Origin of the sequence: Streptomyces sp. NPDC041068 (assembly GCF_040647455.1) — a bacterium.
In the GTDB taxonomy this organism is placed as follows: Bacteria; Actinomycetota; Actinomycetes; order Streptomycetales; family Streptomycetaceae; genus Streptomyces.
On record NZ_JBEZCG010000010.1, the window covers coordinates 302307 to 323045 of the forward strand.

Genomic DNA, 20739 nt, shown 5'->3' on the forward strand with positions numbered 1-20739 from the left:
TGGAGCCAGATGTGTGCCGGTGGAGCCGGGTGTGTGCCGGTGGAGCCACCAGACGTGTGCCGGTCGGCTCAGGTGTCGGCCAGGACGAGTACCACCTCGTCGATCTCCGCCCCGCGCGCGGGCGCGAAGCCCCGCCCCCGCGCGGACTCACGGAACCCGCACTTCTCCAGGACCCGGAGCGATGCCGCGTTGTCCGCGGCCGCGCGGGCGTACAGCGGGCGCTCCGGGATCAGCGCGAGGAGCTCGCGCAGCGCGGCGGTGGCCAGGCCCCGACCCCAGTACGCGCGGTCGATCCAGTAGGTGACCTCGCGCTCGCCCGGCTCCCCGTACACCGCGGCGTTGCCCACCACGTCGCCGTCGGCGAGGACCGTGCGCACGTCGACGGTGTCGTCGCGGCGCATCTTCGTCCATTGCGCGTCGAAGCGGTCCCGGTCGGCCGGGTCCTCGGGCGTGAAGGCGGCCATGCGGCTGGACTCGGGGTCGTTCAACTGCCGGAAGAAGACGGGCAGATCACTGTCGTGCACTTCGCGCAGGCTGACATCCATGGGTCAGAGCCTACGAGTTGCCAGTGTCAGTCGGTCCCGCGCGTCGAACAGCGCGTCCTTCACCATCTGTTCGTGCGCGGGCGTGAGCCGCGCCACCGGCACCGAGCAGCTGATCGCGTCCCGCGCCGGGGTGCGGTAGGGGATCGCCACGCCGAAGCAGCGGAGCCCGAGCGTGTTCTCCTCGCGGTCCACCGCGAAGCCCTGCTCGCGCACTGTGTGCAGCTCCTCGATGAGCTTCTCGCGGTCGGTGATGGTGTTCTCCGTGAGCGCGGGCAGCGTCTGCGGCAGCAGCTTGCGGACCTGCTCGTCGGTGTGCGTGGCGAGCAGCGCCTTGCCCAGCGAGGTGGAGTGCGCGGGCAGCCTGCGGCCCACGCGCGTGAAGGGGCGCAGATAGTGCTGCGACTGGCGGGTGGCCAGGTAGACGACGTTCGTGCCGTCGAGGCGGGCGAGGTGGATGGTCTCCGTGGTGTCGTCGGAGAGCCGGTCCAGGGTCGGCCGCGCGGCGGCCACGACCTCGTCGCCGTCGATGTACGAGGTGCCGACGAGCAGGGCGCGTACGCCGATGCCGTACCGCGTACCGGTCGCGTCCGTCTCGACCCAGCCGAGCTCGACCAGGGTGCGCAGCAGCATGTAGAGGCTCGACTTGGGGTAGCCGACGGCTTCCTGGACCGCGGCCAGGGAGTGCATTCCGGGACGGCCCGCGAAGTACTCGAGCAATTCCACCGTCCGCACCGCGGACTTGACCTGCGCACCGCCTCCGGTCTCGCCAGCCGACATCGCCCTTGACCCCTTAGATCGCCGAGAAATAGTCTCCGAAGTCCCCGCTCATTCACCAGTGGAGACAACGTTCAGCATATCGAACGACCCTGGTGAGTGACGGCTGTCCGGCAAGACCCGGCAAGACCCGGCAGCACCTCTGGCAGTTCCGGCAGCACCTCTGGAAGCAGTACCTCTGGAAAGGGAATCCGCGGTGGCAGCAGCACCAGTCTGGAGTGTCGACCCCCGAACCGGGAAGCAGCGCGAGCAGGTTGCGGTGGAGGCCACAGCCGACGAGATCGACCGCGCGGTCCGCGCCGCCGGGGACGCGGTCGCCGCGCTCGCCGACCGCGCCGTACGCGCCGCCTTCCTGCGCACCGCGGCCGACCTCCTCGAAGAGGCGGAGGGCCACCTGGTGGAGGCCGCCGACGCGGAGACCGCGCTCGGCCCGGTCCGGCTCACCGGTGAACTCGCCCGCACCTGCTACCAGTTGCGGTCCTGCGCGGACATCGTCGACGAGGGCGCCTTCCTCGGCGTCGTCATCGACCACCCCGACGCCACCGCGACGCCGCCCGTCCCCGACCTGCGCCGCTACAAGATCCCGCTGGGCGTCGTCGCCGTCTACGCCGCGTCCAACTTCCCCTTCGCCTTCTCCGTGCCCGGCGGCGACACCGCGAGCGCGCTCGCCGCGGGCTGCCCCGTCGTGGTCAAGGCCCACCCCGACCACCCGGCCACCTCCGAACTGGTCGCGTCGGTGCTGCGCAGGGCGGCCGCACGGCACGGCGTCCCCGAGGGCGTCGTCGGCCTGGTGCACGGCTTCGACGCGGGCGTGGAGCTGGTGAAGCACCCGCTGGTGTCCGGTGCCGGCTTCACCGGCTCCGTCCGCGGCGGGCGCGCCCTCTTCGACGCGGCCGCCGCCCGGCCCGTGCCGATCCCCTTCCACGGCGAACTCGGCTCCCTCAACCCCGTCGTCGTCACCGAGGCCGCGGCCGCCGAGCGCGGCGAGCGGATCGGCACCGGGCTCGCGGGCTCGATGACGCTCGGCGTCGGCCAGTTCTGCGTCAAGCCCGGCCTGGTGCTCGCCCCCGAGGGCGCGGGCGGCGACCGGCTCGTGAAGTCGCTGACCGAGGCGGTCAGCGACACCGAGGCCGGGGTGCTCCTGGACCACCGCATGCGGGACAACTTCGTCGCGGGGGTGCGCGAGCGCGCCGAACTCCCGGACGTGGAGAGCCCGGTGACCCCCGGCGCGGGCGGCGAGCACACCGTCAGCGCGGGCTTCCTGACGGTCCCGGCGGCGCGCCTGGCCGAGGCGGGGGCGTACGACCTGCTCCTGGAGGAGTGCTTCGGCCCGGTCACCGTCGTCGCGCGCTACGCCGACGACGTGGAGATCACCGCCGTCCTCTCGCGCCTGCCGGGCAACCTCACCGCCACCGTCCAGTTGTCGACCGCGGAGGCGGCGGGGGAGAGCGGCCGGGGCGCCGAGCTGCTCGCCGAACTCACGCCGCTCGCCGGGCGCGTCCTGGTCGACGGCTGGCCCACCGGTGTCGCCGTCGCGCCCGCCCAGCACCACGGCGGCCCCTACCCCGCGGCCACGTCGACCTCGACCTCGGTGGGCGGCACGGCGGTCGAGCGCTGGCTGCGCCCGGTCGCGTACCAGAACACCCCCGAGCCGCTGCTCCCGCCCGAGCTGCGCGACGCCAACCCGCTGGGCCTGCCGCGGCGTTACGACGGGCGGCTCGAACAGGGGAACCCGGAGAGCTGAGCGTCCTGGCGCCTGGAACACTGACGCCATGGACGTCACCATCCCCGAACTGCCCTTTCCGCTGCGCACCTACGGACCCGACGGCCACTGGTCGCACGAGGACGGCGTGCTCTCCGGCTGGGCGGGGGCTCGCCAGGACCGCTTCGTGCCGCCGACGGGCGAGGCGCTGGAGCCCGCATCCGACGCGCCCCGCCTGCTCGGCGCGCCCGAGGGCGACTTCCAGCTGATCGCCCGCGTCACGGTGGGCTTCGCCGCCGCCTTCGACGCGGGCGTGCTCTATCTGCACGTGGGCGAGCGCGAGTGGGCCAAGCTCTGCCTGGAGCGCTCCCCGGACGAGCCCACGATCTGCACGGTCGTCACCCGCGGCCGCTCCGACGACGCCAACGCCTTCGTGGTGGACGGGAGCAGCGCCTGGCTGCGCATCAGCCGTACGGGTACGGCTTTCGCCTTCCACGCCTCGACGGACGGCGAGCACTGGACCTTCGTACGGATCTTCTCGCTCGGCGACGAGCGCGCGGCGGGCGCGGCCCTCGTCGGCTTCATGGCGCAGTCGCCCGTGGGGGAGGGCTGTGTGGTGACGTTCGACCACGTCGAGTTCCGCCCCAACTGGCCGAAGGGGCTGAGGGACGGCTCCTGAGGCGCGCTCCCCGGGCACGGCCCTCAGAGCGTGACCCGCGTGCCGGTCGAGGCCGAGCGCTCGATGGCGTCGAGCAGCCGCTGGCGCCGGACGGCGTGCTCGAAGTCCGGTGCCGACACGCTGCCCCCGGTGAGATCGGCGAGCACCTGGGCGTACTGCACCCCTACGTTGTACGAGGGGAGTCCGCGTACGTCGTCGAGCTCGGGCACGTCGAAGTAGCGGACGGGCACCGGGAGTTCGGCCACCGACGTGTCCGTGCCCCGGCCGCCCCGCACGGTGAGCGCGGCCTGCTGCAGATGCCCGGAGTCCCCGGTGATCACCAGGTCGCCCTCGGTGCCGTTGATCTCCCAGTGGAAGTCCGTGCCCCGCGAGAGCCCGGCCCGGAAGTGTGCCGAGACGACGGCCCCCGAGCCGAGTCGCCCGCTCACCGCGATCTGGTCGTCGACGGTCATGGCGGCCGGGCGGCCTGTGCCCTCCTCGTGCACGACGGGGCGCCGCACGGCCAGGGTCGAGGAGACCTCGGTGAACTCGCCGAGCGCCATGGTGACGGCGTCGATGGTGTGCCCGAAGGGGATGGTCAGCATGGTCCCGCCGTTCCGCTTGTCCAGGAGGTACTCCCCGGACGGCTCGAAGACGGGACCCCAGCGCCGCCCCGACGCGACGAGGCTGCTGGACAGGACCTCGCCCACGTAACCGTCGGCGACGAGATCGCGGACGAACCGCACGGCGGGCGCCGAGCGGGCCTGCAGCCCCGCGAACGTCCGCACGCCGGCCCGCGCGGCGGCGCCCGCGAGCTCCTCGGCCTCGGCGAGGCCGTTGCCGAGCGGCCACTCGCAGAGCACCGCCTTGCCCGCGCCGAGCGCCGCCAGGATCACCTCGCGGTGCAGCGGCACGCGCACGCTCACCACGACGAGGTCGACCTCGTCGCTGCGGACGAGCTCCTCGGTGGAGCCGAAGGCCAGTGGCACCCCGTACTTCTCGCCCGCGGCCCGCGCGGAGGCGTCGCCGGACGCCGACAGGGCGCGCAGGTCGTACCCCTTGAGGCGGGTCAGCGCGGGGAGGTGGGACTGGGGCGCCCAGCCGCCGCGGGCGGAGAGCCCGACGAGGCCGACGCGGACGGGGGCGGAAGCAGTGGGAAAGTCCATGATCGGCACAGTAGGAGGGAGGGCCTGATCACCCGCAAGGGCCATAGCTATATTTTGGAAACCATGACTGGTCAGAGCCGCAAGGACAGCCACGACAACCTCAGCAGGCACGACATCTACGGCCTGCTCTGCCCCGGCCGCGCGGTCTTCGAGCTCCTCGTCAACAAGTGGACGGGCCTCGCCATCACCGCCCTGGAGGACGGCCCGCGCCGCTTCGGCGAACTGCGCCGCAAGCTGGAGGGCGTCAGCCCCAAGGTGCTCACCCAGACCCTGCGGCGCCTGGAGGAGAACGGCCTGGTCGTGCGCACGGTCTACGCCGAGGTGCCGCCCCGCGTCGAGTACGGACTGACCGAGCTCGGCCGCGGCGCCCTGGAGCCCCTGGCCCAGCTGCGGACCTGGATCAGGACGAACACGGGAAAGTTCACGGCGGTGGAATGAGCTGTCGGGGAATGAGGCGCTTTGCCCGTACGTTGACGGACTGAGCGGAGGCACCCTCCGCACCGACTGCTTCGTACCGTACGACCTGGAAAGAGCCACACATGCGCGTCGAGATCTGGAGCGACATCGCCTGCCCCTGGTGCTACGTGGGCAAGGCCCGCTTCGAGAAGGCCCTCGCCGCCTTCCCGCACCGCGACGGCGTCGAGGTCGTGCACCGCTCCTTCGAGCTGGACCCCACCCGTGCCAAGGGCGACACCGGCCTGGTGATCCCGATGCTCATGCAGAAGTACGGCATGACCGAGGAGCAGGCCCGCGAGGGCGAGCGGCGGCTCGGCGAGAACGCCGCCGCCGAGGGCCTCGCCTACCTCACCGAGGGCCGTGACCACGGCAACACCTTCGACATGCACCGCCTGCTGCACTTCGCCAAGGAGCAGGGCAGGCAGGACGAGCTGATCGGTCTGCTCTACCGCGCGAACTTCGCCGAGGAGCGGTCGGTCTTCACCGGCGACGCGCGCGTCGTGGAGCTCGCCGTCGAGGCCGGCCTCGACGCGGACGAGGTGCGGGCCGTCCTCGACGACCCCGACGCGTACGCGGACGCGGTGCGCGCCGACGAGCGCGAGGCCGCCGAACTGGGCGCGAACGGCGTGCCGTTCTTCGTCCTCGACCGCAAGTACGGCGTCTCCGGCGCCCAGCCCGCCGAGGTCTTCTCCCAGGCCCTGGAGCAGGCGTGGGGCGAGCGCTCGCCGCTGACCAGCCTCGCGCAGGCCGACGGCGGCGACGCGTGCGGGCCCGACGGATGCGCGGTTCCGCAGGCCTGAACGGCCGCCTAGGTTGATCCCCATGACCTTCATGGGGATCAGCGACCGCATCCGCCACGGCGGCGAGTTCGCGCCGACGACGACGTACCTCAACACCGCGACCTACGGTCTGCCGCCGCGCCGCGCCGTCGAGGCGGTGCGGGCCCTGGCGGCGGAGCTCGGCACGGGCGAGCGCGGCGGCTCGGGCGACTTCGGGAAGATCGAGGAGGCGCGCGACTCCTTCGCGCGGCTCGTCGGCGTGGACTCCGCGCGGGTGGCGGCCGGCGGCTCGGTCGCCGTGCACGTCGGCCTGATCGCGGCGTCCGTCCCCGCGGGCGCCGAAGTCCTGTTCCCCGAAGGGGACTTCTCGTCCTTGCTCAACCCCTTCGTGCTGCGCGGCGACCTGAAGCTGCGGTACGCGCCGCTGGAGGGGCTCGCCGACGCGGTCGGGCCGCAGACCGCGCTGGTCGCGTTCTCCACCGTGCAGTCCGCCGACGGCCGCACCGCCGACTGCGCGGCGATCCGTGCCGCCGCGGCGGCCGTCGGCGCGCGCACCCTTGCCGACGCCACGCAGTCGGCGGGCTGGCTGCCGTTCGACGCGGGTGCGTACGACTACACCGTGACGGGCGCCTTCAAGTGGCTGCTCTGCCCGCGCGGCACGTCCTTCCTCACGGTGGGCGAGGCGGCGCAGGAGTCCCTGGTGCCGCTGCACGGCGGCTGGCTGGCCGCGGCCGACAGCTGGCACTCGACGTACGGCCCGATCGGTGAACTCGCCCCGGACGCCCGCAGGTTCGACGAGCCGACCGCCTTCCTCGCCTACCACGGGGCCGCGGCGGCGCTGCCCTTCGTCGAGGAGCTGGGCATTGAGGCGATCCACGCCCACGACACCGCGCTCGCCGCCCGCTACCGCGCGGGCCTCGCCGAGCTCGGGCACACCCCGGTGCCGGGCACCTCGCCCATCGTCTCCGTGCCCGGACTGGGCGAGCGCGAGCCGGAGTTGCACCGCGCGGGCATCCGTGTGGCGGCGCGGGCGGGACATCTGCGCGCCACGTTCCATCTGTACAACACGGAGGCGGACGTGGACCGGCTCCTCGACGTGCTGTCCTGCTGAGGCCTGGCGCGGCGGGCCCCGGGGCGCCAGGCTTGGCAGGACGAGGTGGCCGCGCGAGGTGGTGGTGCCGGTGGAGCCGTCCGCCGACAGGTCAGACAAGCAGGACCGGCCGGGCGCGCAGGGTGCGCCGGGCATGCCGGACGGCCCCGACAGGCCGCCGGTCGACGCCGACCTGCACCGCCGTCTCGTCTACGGCGAGGAAGCGGCCCTGGCCGAGGCCTATGCTGCGTACGGCTCGCTGGTGCACCGCGTCGCGGTGCGCGTCACCCGCAGTCACGTCGCCGCGGAGGACGTGGCGCAGGAGGTCTTCGCCCACCTGTGGACCAGGCCGTACGCCTTCGACGTACGCCGCGGCAGCCTGCGCACCTGGCTCTCCATGCTCGCCCACCGGCGCGCGGTGGACTGGGTGCGCGGTGAGGAACGGCACCGCAAGGCGGTCCATGCCGACGAGACGGCCCTGCGGACGGTACCGGCACCGGGCCCGTCCCCCGACGAGGCTGTCCTGGAGCAGGAGCGCTCCCTGCTCCTGCACTCGGCCCTGGCCCGACTCCCGCTGCCCCAACGGCAGGTGGTGCACCTGGCCTACTTCGCGGGCCGCAGCTACCGCCAGGCGGCGGTCGAACTGGGGATCCCCGAAGGCACGGCGAAGACCCGCCTGAGAACGGCCCTGCGCACCCTGGCGGAAACCTTGGCGGACCCCCCTCTGAGAGGCGAACTCCCGTGACGGCGAACGGCACTCCCGGCGACGACGAACGGCAACCTCGGTGACGACGAACGGCAACCCCCGTGACGACGAACGGCACCCCCAGTGACGACGGACGGTGAACTCCGGTGACCACCAAGCACGAAGCGGTGCCTGAGCCGCTGGGGCGCGGGCGTGTGAGGGTTTCTCGGGCGGGTGCGCGCCGCTGCCGTGGTGTCTCTTTCCGCTGCTGCGCGTGGAGTGTGCCCGGTGCGACGGGCGAGGAGGGCGGGTTGTCGTGACCACCGATCACGAAGCAGTCCGTGAGTTGCTGGGTGCCTGGGCCGTGGGGGCTCTCATGGTGGGGGACGAAAGGGGCGTCGAGCGGCATCTGGTGGACTGTGCCGAGTGCGCCGCCGAGGCCGCTCGGCTGCGGGCCACCGTGCGGCACCTGGACGGGCCCGCCCTGCCCGAAGCGGCGCCCGGCGGGAACCCGGGGGCGCACGGGCTCTCCCTCGCGCTGCGGACCCGCGCCCCCGCCCTGCGCACCGCCCCGCACGCCGCGCCCTACGCCGCCGCGGTCGCCGGACTCCAGGCGCTCCTCGGGGAGTTGGACGGCCAAGGCCTCTGGGAGACACCCGTGGTGCACGACTGGGACGTGCACGACACCGTCGCCCATCTGATCGCCGCCGACGAGCCGCTCGCCCTGCGCCTCGGCCTGCACGCGCGCGTGCCCACCTCGCGCGCCCCGGACGGCATGCCATGGCGTACGGCATGGGAGGCGCGTACCAAGGAAGTGATCCGTCACGAGCGGCGCCGCACCCCGGCGCAGACCCTGGCCGCCTGGCGGGCCCAGGCCGCGGGGCTGCTCTCCGCACCGGCCGCCCACAACTCCGAACTGGCCGCCCGCGCCACGGTGTTGATGGGCGCACGCCTTCCCGTCGCCGACCACTTCCTGGCCCGCGCCTTCGAGACCTGGGTGCACGCCGACGACATCGGCAGGGCCCTCGAACGCGTCGTGCCCCCGCCGCCCTCGCCGCACCTGTGGCAGCTCGTGCGCCTCGCCGTACGCATCCTCGGCCGGGCCCTCGGCACCCAGGCCCCGCCCGTCGCGCTCACCGTCGCCGGGGACGGCGGCGAGACCGAGTGGGTGCTGGGCAGCGCCGACGAGCCGGTGCGGGCCGAACTGGTCCTGGATCCCGTCGACTTCTGCCTGCTGATGGGCGGCCGTCGCACGCCGGACGAGGTGCCGCGCGGCACGGCGGGCGACGCGTCCGCGGCCCGGCGGGTCCTGACGCGGGCGGCTTCACTGGCCTGGCTGTAGCTGTAGCTGTAGCTGTAGCTGTAGTTGCGGCCCGGCCCGGCGGCTCCGCCGGGCCGGGCCGCGAAGCCCTGCCGGTCCTGCCCGCGCGGCCAAGTGCGCTCGCTCAGGGCGCCACTACCACAGTCACATGGACCGCGGTGGGATTCCTGCGCGGCCGGGCACGGACATCGGCGTTTCACGGCGGGCCGCCACCTTGATGAGGTAGGCAGGGGGTAGCACTCAGGTCCCGGCTGGTACGGCCGGGGCGGCATGATCACCCTCCTCCGCTCGCAGCGGAGGGGGGGCGGTGCGTGGGCCGTGCGGTGAGGACGCCGCGCTTCGACGAGCGCCTCGAACGCCCTCGCCGGGAGCCGTAGCGCCCGCCAATTGGGACGTGCGCACGTCAAGCGCCCCTGGACGCGCCTTTGCAAGCCCGGCGCGGCGGACCAGGCTCTTCAGGGCAAGCCGCCGTCGGCGTGTTCTTCCGCAACTCCCGCACCGGCAGGGTGGGTTCGGCTCCCGCCCAGGCCTGCCCGCTCGCGGCACATCCACCGACCCCCCACCCATTTCCTTGCTCGTTGAGCTGCTCGCTGAGCCCGCTGGATTCGTATCGGCCGTGCTTGCCCTGGTTCCTGGCGATAAGGAAGTGCCCGATGAGTACTCCTCCGCGCGACCTCCCCACCCCGACGGATCTGGCCGATCCGTCCGGCACGTCGGACAAGGACATCCCGTACGGAACGCAGAGTTCTCCGCGTCCGGGCAGAGGGCCACGTCACGTCGCGTTCATAGTGGACGGCAACCGCCGCTGGGCGCAGGCCCACGGCCACCCCGTCGAGCAGGGCCACAAGGAAGGCGCGGACAACGTCTGCCGGGCCGTTCACTGGTGCGAGGCCGTAGGCATAGAGACCACCACGTGGTGGCTGCTCTCCACCGACAACCTCAACCGCGCCGCGGGCGAGCTCCACAAGCTCCTGGACATCATCTGCGAACTGACCGACCAGCTGGCGTCGGCCGGACACTGGCGCATGCGCCACCTCGGGGACCCTCGGCTGCTTCCCGGCTCTGTGGCGACCGCGCTGCGCGAGGCGGAGACCGCCACCTGCCGCAATCAGGGCCCTCAGATCAACTTCGCGGTCGGCTACAGCGGCCGGGAGGACATCCTCGCCGCGGCGCGGCTCATGGCCCACCAGGCGGTCGAGTCCGCGGGCTTCTCCGTGTCCGAAAGGTCGTTCGCCCAGGCTCTGTCCACCAGCGGGTTGCCCGACCCGGACCTGGTGATCCGCACCTCCGGTGAACAACGCCTCTCCGGATTCATGCTCTGGCAGGCGGCCCTCTCGGAACTCTATTTCTGCCCTGTCCTGTGGCCCGACTTCACCCAGTCCGATCTGCACCGCGCCCTGGCCTTCTACGGCAACCGTCAGCGGCGTTTCGGCAAGTAGACGTTTCGGCACGTAGAGCGGGAAGGAACTCTCAGCATGCTCCAGAGGCCTCTTCTGTTCCCCGACCCCAAGACGCCCGGCCCCAAGGCGCCTAGCCCCAGGACGCCCGATCCCAAGGCGCCCGATCCCAAGGTGCCCGGCCCCAAGGCGACGGACGACATCCCCGGCTTCTATCGCCCCCTCAAGCCCTGGCTGCTCGCCCATCTGGGAAAGGGGCGTGAGACCTACCCCGCCCACCCGTGGACCGACCAACTCGAGTCCGCCGTTCTCGCCTGGGCGGCAGACCTGGGAATGAGTAAGGAGCACATCAAGGTAACGGCCCAGGCGACCCCCGGACATCTGGTCGGGCTCTTCGCCCCGCAAGCCCCGTGGAACGTGCTGTTCCCCCTGGCCAAGCTGCAGATGATCCTGTTCTGGCTGAACACCGTCGACCTGGGCAGCGATCAGCCGGTCGGTCGTCTCGTGGAGCCCGTGAGGGAAACCCTGGAGAGGGGGCATGTGCCGTCCGGCGGGCCGGAGATCCTCAGGCCGCTGGCCAGTCTCCGCGACGACGTCGTCGCGGCGGGAGGGGCCGAACTGATCGCCGGCTTCACGGACCTGCTGCTGGGATTCCTGCACGAGTACACGGCTCGGCAGGCGTGGGAGAGCGGGGAACCTCTCCCCAGCCTGGACCGGTACCTGAGGCACAGGACGCGTACGGCGGGAATCGTTCTCGGCATGTGGATCCAGCGTCTTCAGCCGGGCCTCGTAGGGCCGGGCGAGAAGCTTCCCGAGCCACTGCTCCAACTCATGAAACAGGGAAGCCTCCTCGTCGGTCTCGACAACGACCTGCACAGTTGCCATGTGGCCGCCGAATCGGGAGAACGGCTCAGCCTGATCGGCGTCATATGTCAGGAGTACGGAATATCCGTGGACGCGGCCTTCTCCTGCGCGCTCACCCTCAACGCGGCCATGCGCTACGAGAACGCCAACACCGCCGCCGCGATCGCTGCGGACACCTCCCTGCCCGCCGCGGTCAGGAAGCACGCCCAGGCGATCTTCTACTGGGTCGACTCCGTCTACACGTGGTCACTGGAGACGCCCCGCTACGGCTTGCGGAGCACCGATGCCCAAGTGCCCGCGCCTCGTTCGCGTCCGGCGGGGGAGTGAGCGGCCATGACGAGCCCGCGTTCGGTCCCCGTCGCCCCCAAGGCACTTCCCCTCGTCGGCCATCTGATCCCGATGCTGCGGAATCCGCTGGAGTTCATCAACTCCCTTCCCGCGCACGGGGAGCTCGTCCGCATTCAGGTGGGCCCCTTCACGCTGGTGATGATCTGTGATCCGGAACTGACCCGGCAGGCCCTGGTCGACGACCGCGTCTTCGACAAAGGCGGCCCGATCTTCGACCGGGTACGGGAGGTCGTGGGTGACGACGGTCTTGCCAGCTGTCCGTACAGCACGCACCGGCGGCTGCGCCGACTGGCCCAGCCCGCCTTCCACCCGGCACGGTTCCCCGGCTACGCGAAGGCCATGAGCACCTGCATCGAGGACGTGACCGGGTCCTGGCACGCCGGGCAGATCCTGGACGTGCCCACCGAGATGATGACCATCACGTCGAGGATCACGGCCGCCACCCTGTTCTCCGGCGCGCTGCCTCCCGGCGAACTCGGCCCGGTCCTCGACGACGTGAAGACCTTCTTCGACGGCTTCTACCAGCGCATGTTCATGGTCCCCCCGCTGGACCGGCTGCCCACCTCGGGCAACCGCTCCCACGTGCGTGCGCGCACCCGCCTGCGCGCGGCCTTCGACCAGATCATCGCCCGGCGCCGTGCCGAGGGCGTCGACCACGACGACCTGCTCTCGGCGCTGCTCGCGGCCCACGACGCCGGAGGTGACGGTCACGGCATGACCGACGCGGAGATCAGCGACACGGTCGTCACCTTCTTCCTCGCCGGTACGGAGACCACGGCCGCCCTCCTGGCCTGGGCCCTGGACCTGCTGGCCCGGCACCCCGGGATCGAGCGGCGGCTGCATGCCGAGGTCGACGCCGTCCTGGACGGGGGCAGGGCCACCCACGCCGACCTGCCACGCCTGGAACTGACGCACCGGATCATCACCGAGACCCTCCGGCTCCGCCCGCCGGGCTGGATCTTCACTCGTACCGTCACCGCCGACACCCGCCTGGGCGGGCACCTGCTGCCCGCCGGGAGCAGCGTCGTCTACAGCCCCTACCTCATCCACCACCGGCAGGACCTCTACGACGACCCCGAGGCCTTCGACCCCGACCGCTGGGATCCGAAGCGCCCCCAGCCGCCGCGCCATGCCCTCCTGCCCTTCGCCTCCGGCGCCCGCAAATGCATCGGCGACACCTTCGGCATGACGGAGGCCGTTCTCGCCCTCGCGACCATCACCGCCCGATGGCGCCTGGAGCACCGGCCCGGCCACCAACGGGTCCGCCCCGCTCTGGGGTTGGCGTTGCGGCCCCGCAGTCTGGACATGCGGGCGGAGCCCCGCGGCCGCGCGGACTGAAAAGACAGGGGGGGCGTCGGGGCCGGGCTGTCACCAGATGTCAGAGCTGGGCAGCCCGGCCCTGCCGCTCCGGGCAGTCCGCCGTCTCCGTGCAGAGGTTCGTCTCGACCTTGGCGAGGAGTCTGGCGAGGTCCGCCCGCTCGGCCTCGTCGAGCCCGGCGAGCGTATGCCCCTCCAACTCGCCCCAGGCGCGCTCCACTTGGGTCAGCAGCCCACAGCTTGCGTTGCTCGCCTCGACCAGGACCGCCCGCCGGTCGGACGGGTCGGGGCGGCGGCGCACGTGCCCGGCCTGCTCCAGGCGCTGCAGCATCTTCGTGACCGTCGAGGGGTCCAGGTCGACCGCCTTGATCAGCTCGGACTGCCGCACCGGGCCCGCGTCCCACAGGTGCATCATCACGAACTCCTGGCCGGGGTAGAGGCCGAGCCCCTTCAGGAGCTTGCCCGCGGCGATGCGGTGCAGCCTCGCCACCCGGCTGACGGCGAGGCTGACGGGCCCCGCCTCGGCGACGCCGGACGCCCCGGGCCTACAGACGGGGTCGACGGGGGCGGCCTGTGCGGTGTCGGCCTTCATCACGAGCTCCTGCTGGTAGCGACCTGGATGTCTTCCGGAAGATTACCTTGGTCGGCCAAGGAATGGGTTACAGTGGCATCCGGCGCACTTCATTGGCCGACCACATAAATTCCGTCCGGGAGTCCTGATGACCACCGCTTTCGAATCGATCGACCTGTCCGGCACCCAGCTCGGCAACCGCATCGCCATGGCCCCCATGACGCGAAGCCGCGCAGGTGAGGGCGGTGTCGCCACGGATCTGACCGCCGAGTACTACGCCCAGCGGGCCTCCGCGGGCCTGATCATCACCGAGGGCATCCAGCCTTCTGTGGTCGGCCAGGGATACCCGGACACCCCGGGCCTGCACAGCGCGGAGCAGGTCGCCGCCTGGCGCAAGGTCACCGACGCCGTGCACGCGGCCGGCGGCCGGATCTTCGCCCAGATCATGCACACGGGCCGCATCGGCCACCCCACCCTGCTCCCCGAGGGCCTGGTCAACGTCGGGGCCTCGCCCGTCGCCGCCAAGGGCCAGGTCTACACCGCCGAGGGCCCCAAGGACTTCGTCGCCCCGCGCGAGCTGACCGGCGCCGAAGTCCGCGCCACCATCGCCGACTTCGTCACCGCCGCCCGCAACGCGATCGACGCGGGCTTCGACGGCGTCGAGCTGCACGGCGCCAACGGCTACCTCATCCACCAGTTCCTCGCGCCCGGCTCCAACCGGCGCACCGACGAGTGGGGCGGCTCGGTCGAGAACCGCATCCGCTTCGCCGTCGAGGTCGCCAAGGCCGTCACCGCGGAGATCGGCGCCGCCCGCACCGGCTTCCGCATCTCGCCCGGGAACCCCTTCAACGACATCTCCGAGCCCGACCCGGAGGCGACGTACACCGCCCTGGTCAAGGAGCTGGCCGCGCTCGACCTCGCGTACCTGCACGTCATGGAGGTCGGCGACATCCGCGAGCTCTCCACCCGGCTGCGCCAGGACTTCGGCGGCACGTTCGTCCTGAACCCGCAGACCGAGGGCCCTACCGGCCATGACGCGCTCGCCCTGATCGAGGACGGCACCGCGGACGTCATCGCCTTCGGCGCGCTGTTCCTCGCCAACCCCGACCTGCCGGCCCGCCTGAGGACCGAGGGCCCGTACAACACCCCCGACCAGTCGACCTTCTACGGCGGCACGGAGAAGGGCTACACGGACTACCCGACGCGCTGAGCACATGACGACGAGTCGGCCCGGCACCCACAGGGGTGCCGGGCCGACTCGCGTACGCGTTACCTCACTTGACCGGAGTGAAGTCCCGCGCCCCGATGTACTCCGGGCGCCGCACCGGCGCCGCGAACGGCTCCACCGCGGCGTTCTCCACGCTGTTGAACACGATGAAGACGTTCGACCGGGGGAACGGGGTGATGTTGTCGCCCGAGCCGTGCATGGCGTTGCAGTCGAACCAGGTGGCCGAGCCCGCCTCGCCGGTGAACAGGCGGATGCCGTAGTCCGACGCGAGATGCGTCAGCGTCCCGTTCGACGGGATGCCCGCGTCCTGCATCTGCAGCGACCGCTTGTAGTTGTCCTTCGGCGTCGCGCCCGCACAGCCGAGGAACGTCTTGTGCGACCCCGGCATGATCATGAGGCCGCCGTTGGTGTCGTGGTTCTTCGTCAGCGCGATCGACACCGAGACGGTCCGCATGTTCGGCAGGCCGTCCTCCGCGTGCCAGGTCTCGAAGTCCGAGTGCCAGTAGAAGCCGGAGGCGCCGAAGCCGGGCTTCACGTTGATCCGCGACTGGTGGACGTAGACGTCCGAGCCCAGGATCTGCCGGGCCCGGCCCACCACGCGCGGGTCGGCCGCCAGCTTCGCGAAGAGCTCGCTGATCCGGTGCACCTCGAAGATCGACCGGATCTCCTGGGAGCGCGGCTCCACGATGGAGCGCTCGTTCTCCCGCATCGCGGGATCATTGATCAGCCGCTCCAACTCGCCGTGGTAGACGGCCACTTCGTCCGGGGTGATCAGCTGGTCGATGGCCAGGAAACCGTCCCGCTCGAACCCCGCCAGATCCCCGGCCCCGATCGGCCCCTCGGCACCCGGCTCGGACCACACCACGGGGTCCTTGCGTTCGATGAGCACCTCCTCGGCGCCTCGGGTCGGGTACAGGTCAGTGGTGCGTTCGGGTGCGGTGGTCATGGTGTTGCCTGCCTCTCCTCTCGTACGGCCCTGTTCGGGATGCAGTCGGCGATCAGCCGGTGATCAGTCGGTGATCAGTCCGCGTCCGGCTCCGTGAGCAGCGGGTACACGCCGTTCTCGTCGTGGTCCTCGCGGCCCGTGACGGGCGGGTTGAAGACGCACAGGCAGTGGAAGTCTTCCTTGATCCGCATGGTGTGCTTCTCGTGCCCGTCGAGCAGGTACATGGTGCCGGGCGTGATCGTGTACTTCTCGCCGGTCGTGTCGTCGGTCAGCTCGGCCTCGCCCTTGGTGCAGACGACAGCCTCGATGTGGTTGGCGTACCACATGGACGTCTCCGTCCCCGCGTACAGGATGGTCTCGTGCAGCGAGAATCCCACGCGCTCCTTGGCGAGGACGATGCGCTTGCTCTCCCAGGTACCGGATGCGGCCTTCACATGCCGGTCGGTGCCTTCAATGTCCTTGAACGAACGGACGATCACGGTGAGTCGGTTCCTTTTCTCTTACGTTGCCGAGGACTGGGCGGTGCGCTCGCTCAGGCGGTCTCGCGTACCGCGCGGGCGAGCGTGCGCAGCCCCTCGTCCAGCTCGTCGGGCGTGATCGTCAGCGCCGGAAGGAGCTTGACGACCTCGCCCTCGGGGCCGGAGGTCTCGATGAGCAGGCCCAGTTCGAAGGCCCGCTTCGCCACGGCGCCCGCGCGGTCCTTGTCGTGGAACTCGACGCCCCACACCAGGCCGCGGCCGCGGTACTCCTTGATCGCGTCACGGTTCTCGTCGACGATCGCGACCAGCGCCTGCTCCACCTGCTCGCCGCGGGCGCGGGTCTGCTTCTCCATCGCGGGGCCGTCGGTCCAGTACGTCTCCAGGGCGGCGGCGGCGGTCACGAACGCGGGGTTGTTGCCGCGGAACGTGCCGTTGTGCTCGCCCGGCTCCCACACGTCGAGCTCCGGCTTGAACAGGCAGAGCGACATGGGCAGGCCGTAGCCGCTGATGGACTTCGACACCGTCACGATGTCCGGCGTGATGCCCGCTTCCTCGAAGGAGAAGAAGGCGCCGGTGCGGCCGCAGCCCATCTGGATGTCGTCGACGATCAGGAGCATGTCCCAGCGCTCGCACACCTCGGCCAGCTTGCGCAGCCACTCGGCGCGGGCCACGTTGATGCCGCCCTCGCCCTGCACCGTCTCGACGATCACGGCGGCGGGCTGGTTGAGGCCCGAGCCCTGGTCCTCGAGGAGGCGCTCGAACCAGATGAAGTCGGGGGTCCTGCCGTCGAGGTAGTGGTCGAACGGCATCGGCGTGCCGTGCACCAGCGGGATGCCGGCGCCCGCACGCTTGAACGCGTTTCCGGTCACGGCGAGCGAGCCGAGCGACATGCCGTGGAAGGCGTTCGTGAACGACACGATCGACTCACGGCCCTTGACCTTGCGGGCCAGCTTCAGCGCCGACTCCACGGCGTTGGTGCCCGTCGGGCCCGGGAACATGACCTTGTACGGCAGGTCGCGCGGGCGCAGGATGATGTTCTGGAACGACTCCAGGAAGGCGCGCTTCGCGGTCGTCGACATGTCGAGGCCGTGCGTGACGCCGTCGCGCTCCAGGTAGTCGATGAGGGCGCGTTTCAACACGGGGTTGTTGTGGCCGTAGTTGAGGGAACCGGCACCGGCGAAGAAGTCGAGGTATTCGTGGCCGTCCTCGTCGAACATGCGGCTGCCCTGCGCGCGGTCGAAGACCGTAGGCCAACCGCGGCAGTAGCTGCGCACCTCCGACTCCAGGGTCTCGAAGACGCTCAGGTCGGGCTGGGTGATGGTCACAGCGAATCTCCTGGGAGATGAAGAAGTGCGAGGGAGGTGGGGGGTGTTGAGGGAAGACCGGGATACGGCGGGTGTCCGCCGCCCGCCGTCCGCCGTCGCTCAGCGCGGCAGCGGCTCGGTGACGCTCAGTGCGGCAGTGGCTCGATGACGTAGAGCACCTCTGGCTCGTGCCCGTCGTCGGGGAACAGACCCGCGTCGAACAGGACCGTGCGCGCGACCGATGCGCCGTGCCGCCTCGCGTACGAAGTGAAGAGCGCGTCGGACGCCGTGTTGTCGGGCGAGATGGTCGTCTCCAGGGAGTCGATCACGTGCCCGGCGGCCACCTTCGCGGTCAGCCCGTCGAGGAGGGCGGCCGCGAGTCCCTTGCCACGGTGCGGGTGGTCGACGGCCACCTGCCAGACCATCAGGGTGCGGGGCCGGTCGGGCCGGATGTAGCCGGTGATGAAGCCGGCCACCTCGCCGTCGGCGTCCCGCGCCACGACGGAGGTGCGCGCGAAGTCGCGACACCACAGCAGATAGCTGTACGAGGAGTTGAGGTCGAGCACCTTGGAGTCGCGGGCGATCCGCCAGATCGCGGCGCCGTCGGCGACGGCGGGGCTGTCGAGTCGCAGCCCCTCCGGCATTTTCAGGAATTTCGCTTGCAGGTCGGTCGGTAGATCGGCTTGTGCAGCGGTCATGCGGATTGAATTTACCGAGCAATTCCTGGGATTGCATCGGGGGAAGGGGTTACGCCAAAGCGTGTCGTGTGTTATCACGCGGGGGTGCGCGCCCGCATGAGGCCCCTTGGATTTATGGTGATTTGCCCAGCCCATAGCGCACATATCGGGCGCGATGTGGAGTACGTCACAGAGCCGTAACTCCGGCGAGACGTGCCCGAATTACGTGGTTTGGTGCTGTCGAAATCTTTGTGTTTAGGTCCCGGGAAAGCGGGCAGAAGAATACGGGAAGCTGTGCTGATAAAGACGCCGATAAAGAATTCGTGAGAATGCGCCGAGAAAAGGCGGGGAGGTGCTCGAAGGGCGCCGTGAACGCCACATTGGATTCACGTTCCGGTTACGCCGTCGATACGCTCCCGCAAGAGATCCGCATGGCCGTTGTGGCGCGCGTACTCCTCGATGAGATGGATCAGGATCCAGCGGAGGCTGACCACGTCGTCGCCCGTGACCGCCGCCTCCTCGGGGCCGAGCCGACCCGTCTCGTTCGGCGAACGGCCCGCGCAGATCTCGCGGTTCACCGCGACCTCCCGCTCCCACACCGCGAGGACCTCGGCGAACGTCCGCGTCCGGTCCAGGGTGTAACCGCTCCGGTCGCCGTAGAGCGGTGGGACGTCCCGCCCGGCGAACACGCGCTGGACCCAGTTCCGCTCCACCTCGGCGAGGTGCTGCACGAGGCCGAACAGCGTCAGCGAGGACGGTTCGGCGCTCGCGCGCAGCGTCTGCTCGTCGTCGAGGCCCGCGCACTTCAGCGCCAGCGTGGCGCGGTGCATGTCGAGCCAACTCGCCAGCATGGCGGGCTCGTCGGCGGTCAGGGGCGGGATGGTGCGGCCGTCCGGAAGTGTCGTCATGGCGGGCACGCTGCCATGACGAGGGGACGTCCGCAGGGGTTCAGCCGGCGGCGAACCGGCGGCCGGCGAGGGCTGCGGGCCGACTTCCGCCCGGGGCCGCGAACCGGCCGACTTCAGGAGCGGCGGGTGTGCCGCTGTCGTGGACTGTTTCAGGAGCGGGGGTGTGTCGCTGTCGTGGACTGTTTCAGGAGCGGGGGTGTGCCGCTGTCGTGGACTGTTTCAGGAGCCGGGGATGCGTCGCCGTCGCGGGCTGAGCGGGCTTGGGGAAGCCCGCTGCGGTTCGCCCGTGCCCCGAAGGGGCGCGGGGCTCCGACCCATGCCGCTCCGCCGCGCGGGCGCGACCGGCCACGACGCGCCCGTGGACGTCCGACGGCGGGACGTGGCATCCCCGGCGGAGCGCTCAGCGCCAGGCGTCCGTCACCGCGCGGCGGGCCGCCTCCAGGTCCACCGAGAGCCCCGCCTCGCCCATCGCGGCGCCCAGGGCGGCGAGGGAGGCGTGCACGACGCCACGGGTCGCGTCCGGGCCGTAGTGGTTGACCCGGATCATCTCCTTGGCCAGCGCGCCGCCCCCGGTGACCAGCGGAAGCACGGGGTCGGCCGCGAGCGCCTTGGCGACGAGCTCCGAGGCGTCGACGTCCGAGGGCGCCCGCAGGGTCGTGGCGACCGGGGCCGCGTCCTTCGCCTCGTACACGTACGGCTCCAGGCCCCCGCCGAGCGCCAGCGCGCCCGCGCGGGTCGCGGCGGCGGCGGTGGCGTGCCGCGCCATCAGGGCGTCGAGGCCCTCCGTCTCGATGCGCTCCACGCACGCCTCGAGCGCCAGCATCTCCAGCTGGGCGGGCGCGTGAAGCAGGGCCTTGCGGCCGCCGTCGATCCAGCGCTCCTTCCAGTCCAGGAGGGAGAGGTAGGAGCGGCGCGGCGCCTGCGGGTTGGCGGCGATGCGCTGCCAGGCCCGCTCGCTCACGGACACCGCGGAGACGCCCGCGGGGCCGCCCATCGCCTTCTGTGCGCCGATCACGCACAGGTCCACGCCCCACGCGTCCGGCAGCAGCGGCTCGGCGGCCACCGAAGCGACGGCGTCCAGCATGAACAGCGCGCCGTGTTCGCGCACCACCTCGCCGATCTCCGCGACGGGGTTGGTGTTGCCGGTCGCCGCCTCCGCGTGCACCAGCGAGACGAAGTCGATCTCCGGGTGCTCGGCGAAGGCCTGGCGCACCTGGTCGGCGGTGACGGCGGTGTGGAACGGCACGGCGAGGTCGATCACCGTCGCGCCGCAGTCCCGCAGCCAGTTGCCGAAGGTCTGGCCGTACGGTCCCGTGATCACGTTCAGCGCGGTCGTGCCCGGCCGCGCGGCGCCCCGGATGCACCCCTCCAGGGGCAGCAGGGCCTCACCCTGCATGATCACGACGTCCTGCTCGGTGTCGAGCAGCCGGGCCACCTGCGCCTCGATGGCGGCGAAGTGCTGGGCGCTCAGCGGCGCCAGGTCCAGAAAGGGGTGCGTCACAGTACTGCTCACGTCACTGCTCA

Annotated in this window: 21 protein-coding genes; 11 read left to right on the forward strand and 10 right to left on the reverse strand. The window is 71.3% G+C overall.

Annotation, left to right across the window (positions count from 1 at the left end; all coding sequences use genetic code 11):
- Positions 1–68: 68 nt before the first annotated feature.
- On the reverse strand, positions 69–545 hold the full coding sequence (locus tag AB0B50_RS24365; protein WP_362335572.1) for a GNAT family N-acetyltransferase: 477 nt from the start codon (positions 543–545) through the stop codon (positions 69–71).
- Positions 546–548: 3 nt separating this feature from the next.
- Positions 549–1322 (reverse strand): IclR family transcriptional regulator, encoded by a 774-nt coding sequence (locus tag AB0B50_RS24370; RefSeq protein WP_362335575.1) that lies wholly within the window; start codon positions 1320–1322, stop codon positions 549–551.
- A gap of 193 nt (positions 1323–1515) precedes the next feature.
- On the opposite strand from AB0B50_RS24370, the gene AB0B50_RS24375 reads away from it, so the two are divergent.
- Positions 1516–3063, forward strand: a complete 1548-nt coding sequence (locus tag AB0B50_RS24375) for an aldehyde dehydrogenase (NADP(+)) (protein ID WP_362335578.1) — start codon at positions 1516–1518, stop codon at positions 3061–3063.
- 28 nt (positions 3064–3091) lie between these two features.
- The gene (locus AB0B50_RS24380) at positions 3092–3700 is read left to right on the forward strand and encodes a DUF1349 domain-containing protein (protein WP_362335581.1); all 609 of its coding nucleotides are present in this window, start codon (positions 3092–3094) and stop codon (positions 3698–3700) included.
- Between the two features lie 23 nt (positions 3701–3723).
- Here AB0B50_RS24380 and AB0B50_RS24385 read toward each other — a convergent pair whose 3' ends face one another.
- Positions 3724–4845, reverse strand: a complete 1122-nt coding sequence (locus AB0B50_RS24385; RefSeq protein ID WP_362335583.1) for a Gfo/Idh/MocA family oxidoreductase — start codon at positions 4843–4845, stop codon at positions 3724–3726.
- Between the two features lie 63 nt (positions 4846–4908).
- Here AB0B50_RS24385 and AB0B50_RS24390 point away from each other — a divergent pair, with 63 nt between their 5' ends.
- From AB0B50_RS24390 to AB0B50_RS24425, 8 genes are all read left to right on the forward strand, one after another.
- Positions 4909–5283: a helix-turn-helix domain-containing protein gene (locus AB0B50_RS24390; RefSeq protein WP_362335586.1), complete on the forward strand. Its 375-nt coding sequence runs from the start codon at positions 4909–4911 to the stop codon at positions 5281–5283.
- A gap of 101 nt (positions 5284–5384) precedes the next feature.
- Entirely contained in the window at positions 5385–6101 is a 717-nt protein-coding gene (locus AB0B50_RS24395; RefSeq protein ID WP_362335589.1) for a DsbA family oxidoreductase, read from the forward strand.
- A gap of 31 nt (positions 6102–6132) precedes the next feature.
- Complete coding sequence (locus AB0B50_RS24400; RefSeq protein WP_362335887.1) at positions 6133–7191, forward strand: aminotransferase class V-fold PLP-dependent enzyme; 1059 nt, start codon at positions 6133–6135, stop codon at positions 7189–7191.
- A 133-nt stretch (positions 7192–7324) separates the two neighbouring features.
- Positions 7325–7915 carry a sigma-70 family RNA polymerase sigma factor gene (locus AB0B50_RS24405; RefSeq protein WP_362335890.1) on the forward strand — a complete coding sequence of 197 codons (591 nt, stop codon included), beginning with the start codon at positions 7325–7327 and terminating at the stop codon, positions 7913–7915.
- A 256-nt stretch (positions 7916–8171) separates the two neighbouring features.
- A complete protein-coding gene (locus tag AB0B50_RS24410) occupies positions 8172–9197 on the forward strand; it encodes a maleylpyruvate isomerase family mycothiol-dependent enzyme (RefSeq protein ID WP_362335592.1) in 1026 nt (341 codons plus the stop codon).
- A gap of 632 nt (positions 9198–9829) precedes the next feature.
- A complete protein-coding gene (gene uppS, locus AB0B50_RS24415; RefSeq protein ID WP_362335595.1) occupies positions 9830–10615 on the forward strand; it encodes a polyprenyl diphosphate synthase in 786 nt (261 codons plus the stop codon).
- A gap of 36 nt (positions 10616–10651) precedes the next feature.
- Entirely contained in the window at positions 10652–11764 is a 1113-nt protein-coding gene (locus AB0B50_RS24420; RefSeq protein ID WP_362335597.1) for a terpene synthase family protein, read from the forward strand.
- A 6-nt stretch (positions 11765–11770) separates the two neighbouring features.
- The gene (locus tag AB0B50_RS24425) at positions 11771–13123 is read left to right on the forward strand and encodes a cytochrome P450 (protein WP_362335600.1); all 1353 of its coding nucleotides are present in this window, start codon (positions 11771–11773) and stop codon (positions 13121–13123) included.
- Between the two features lie 40 nt (positions 13124–13163).
- Here the strand turns inward: AB0B50_RS24425 and AB0B50_RS24430 are convergent, their stop codons facing one another.
- Positions 13164–13694, reverse strand: a complete 531-nt coding sequence (locus tag AB0B50_RS24430) for a MarR family winged helix-turn-helix transcriptional regulator (RefSeq protein WP_362335603.1) — start codon at positions 13692–13694, stop codon at positions 13164–13166.
- A gap of 127 nt (positions 13695–13821) precedes the next feature.
- Here AB0B50_RS24430 and AB0B50_RS24435 point away from each other — a divergent pair, with 127 nt between their 5' ends.
- Positions 13822–14883 carry an alkene reductase gene (locus tag AB0B50_RS24435; RefSeq protein ID WP_362335606.1) on the forward strand — a complete coding sequence of 354 codons (1062 nt, stop codon included), beginning with the start codon at positions 13822–13824 and terminating at the stop codon, positions 14881–14883.
- Between the two features lie 64 nt (positions 14884–14947).
- Here the strand turns inward: AB0B50_RS24435 and thpD are convergent, their stop codons facing one another.
- From thpD to AB0B50_RS24465, 6 genes are all read right to left on the reverse strand, one after another.
- Positions 14948–15847: an ectoine hydroxylase gene (gene thpD, locus AB0B50_RS24440; RefSeq protein ID WP_362335609.1), complete on the reverse strand. Its 900-nt coding sequence runs from the start codon at positions 15845–15847 to the stop codon at positions 14948–14950.
- A 74-nt stretch (positions 15848–15921) separates the two neighbouring features.
- Positions 15922–16326: an ectoine synthase gene (locus AB0B50_RS24445; protein WP_362335612.1), complete on the reverse strand. Its 405-nt coding sequence runs from the start codon at positions 16324–16326 to the stop codon at positions 15922–15924.
- A gap of 53 nt (positions 16327–16379) precedes the next feature.
- Positions 16380–17651, reverse strand: a complete 1272-nt coding sequence (gene ectB / locus AB0B50_RS24450; RefSeq protein WP_362335614.1) for a diaminobutyrate--2-oxoglutarate transaminase — start codon at positions 17649–17651, stop codon at positions 16380–16382.
- 125 nt (positions 17652–17776) lie between these two features.
- Positions 17777–18328, reverse strand: coding sequence for a diaminobutyrate acetyltransferase (gene ectA / locus AB0B50_RS24455; RefSeq protein WP_362335617.1), 552 nt, complete (start codon positions 18326–18328; stop codon positions 17777–17779).
- Between the two features lie 365 nt (positions 18329–18693).
- Positions 18694–19215: a DinB family protein gene (locus AB0B50_RS24460; protein WP_362335620.1), complete on the reverse strand. Its 522-nt coding sequence runs from the start codon at positions 19213–19215 to the stop codon at positions 18694–18696.
- A gap of 400 nt (positions 19216–19615) precedes the next feature.
- A complete protein-coding gene (locus tag AB0B50_RS24465) occupies positions 19616–20716 on the reverse strand; it encodes an aminotransferase class V-fold PLP-dependent enzyme (protein WP_362335894.1) in 1101 nt (366 codons plus the stop codon).
- Between the last annotated feature and the right edge of the window lie 23 nt (positions 20717–20739).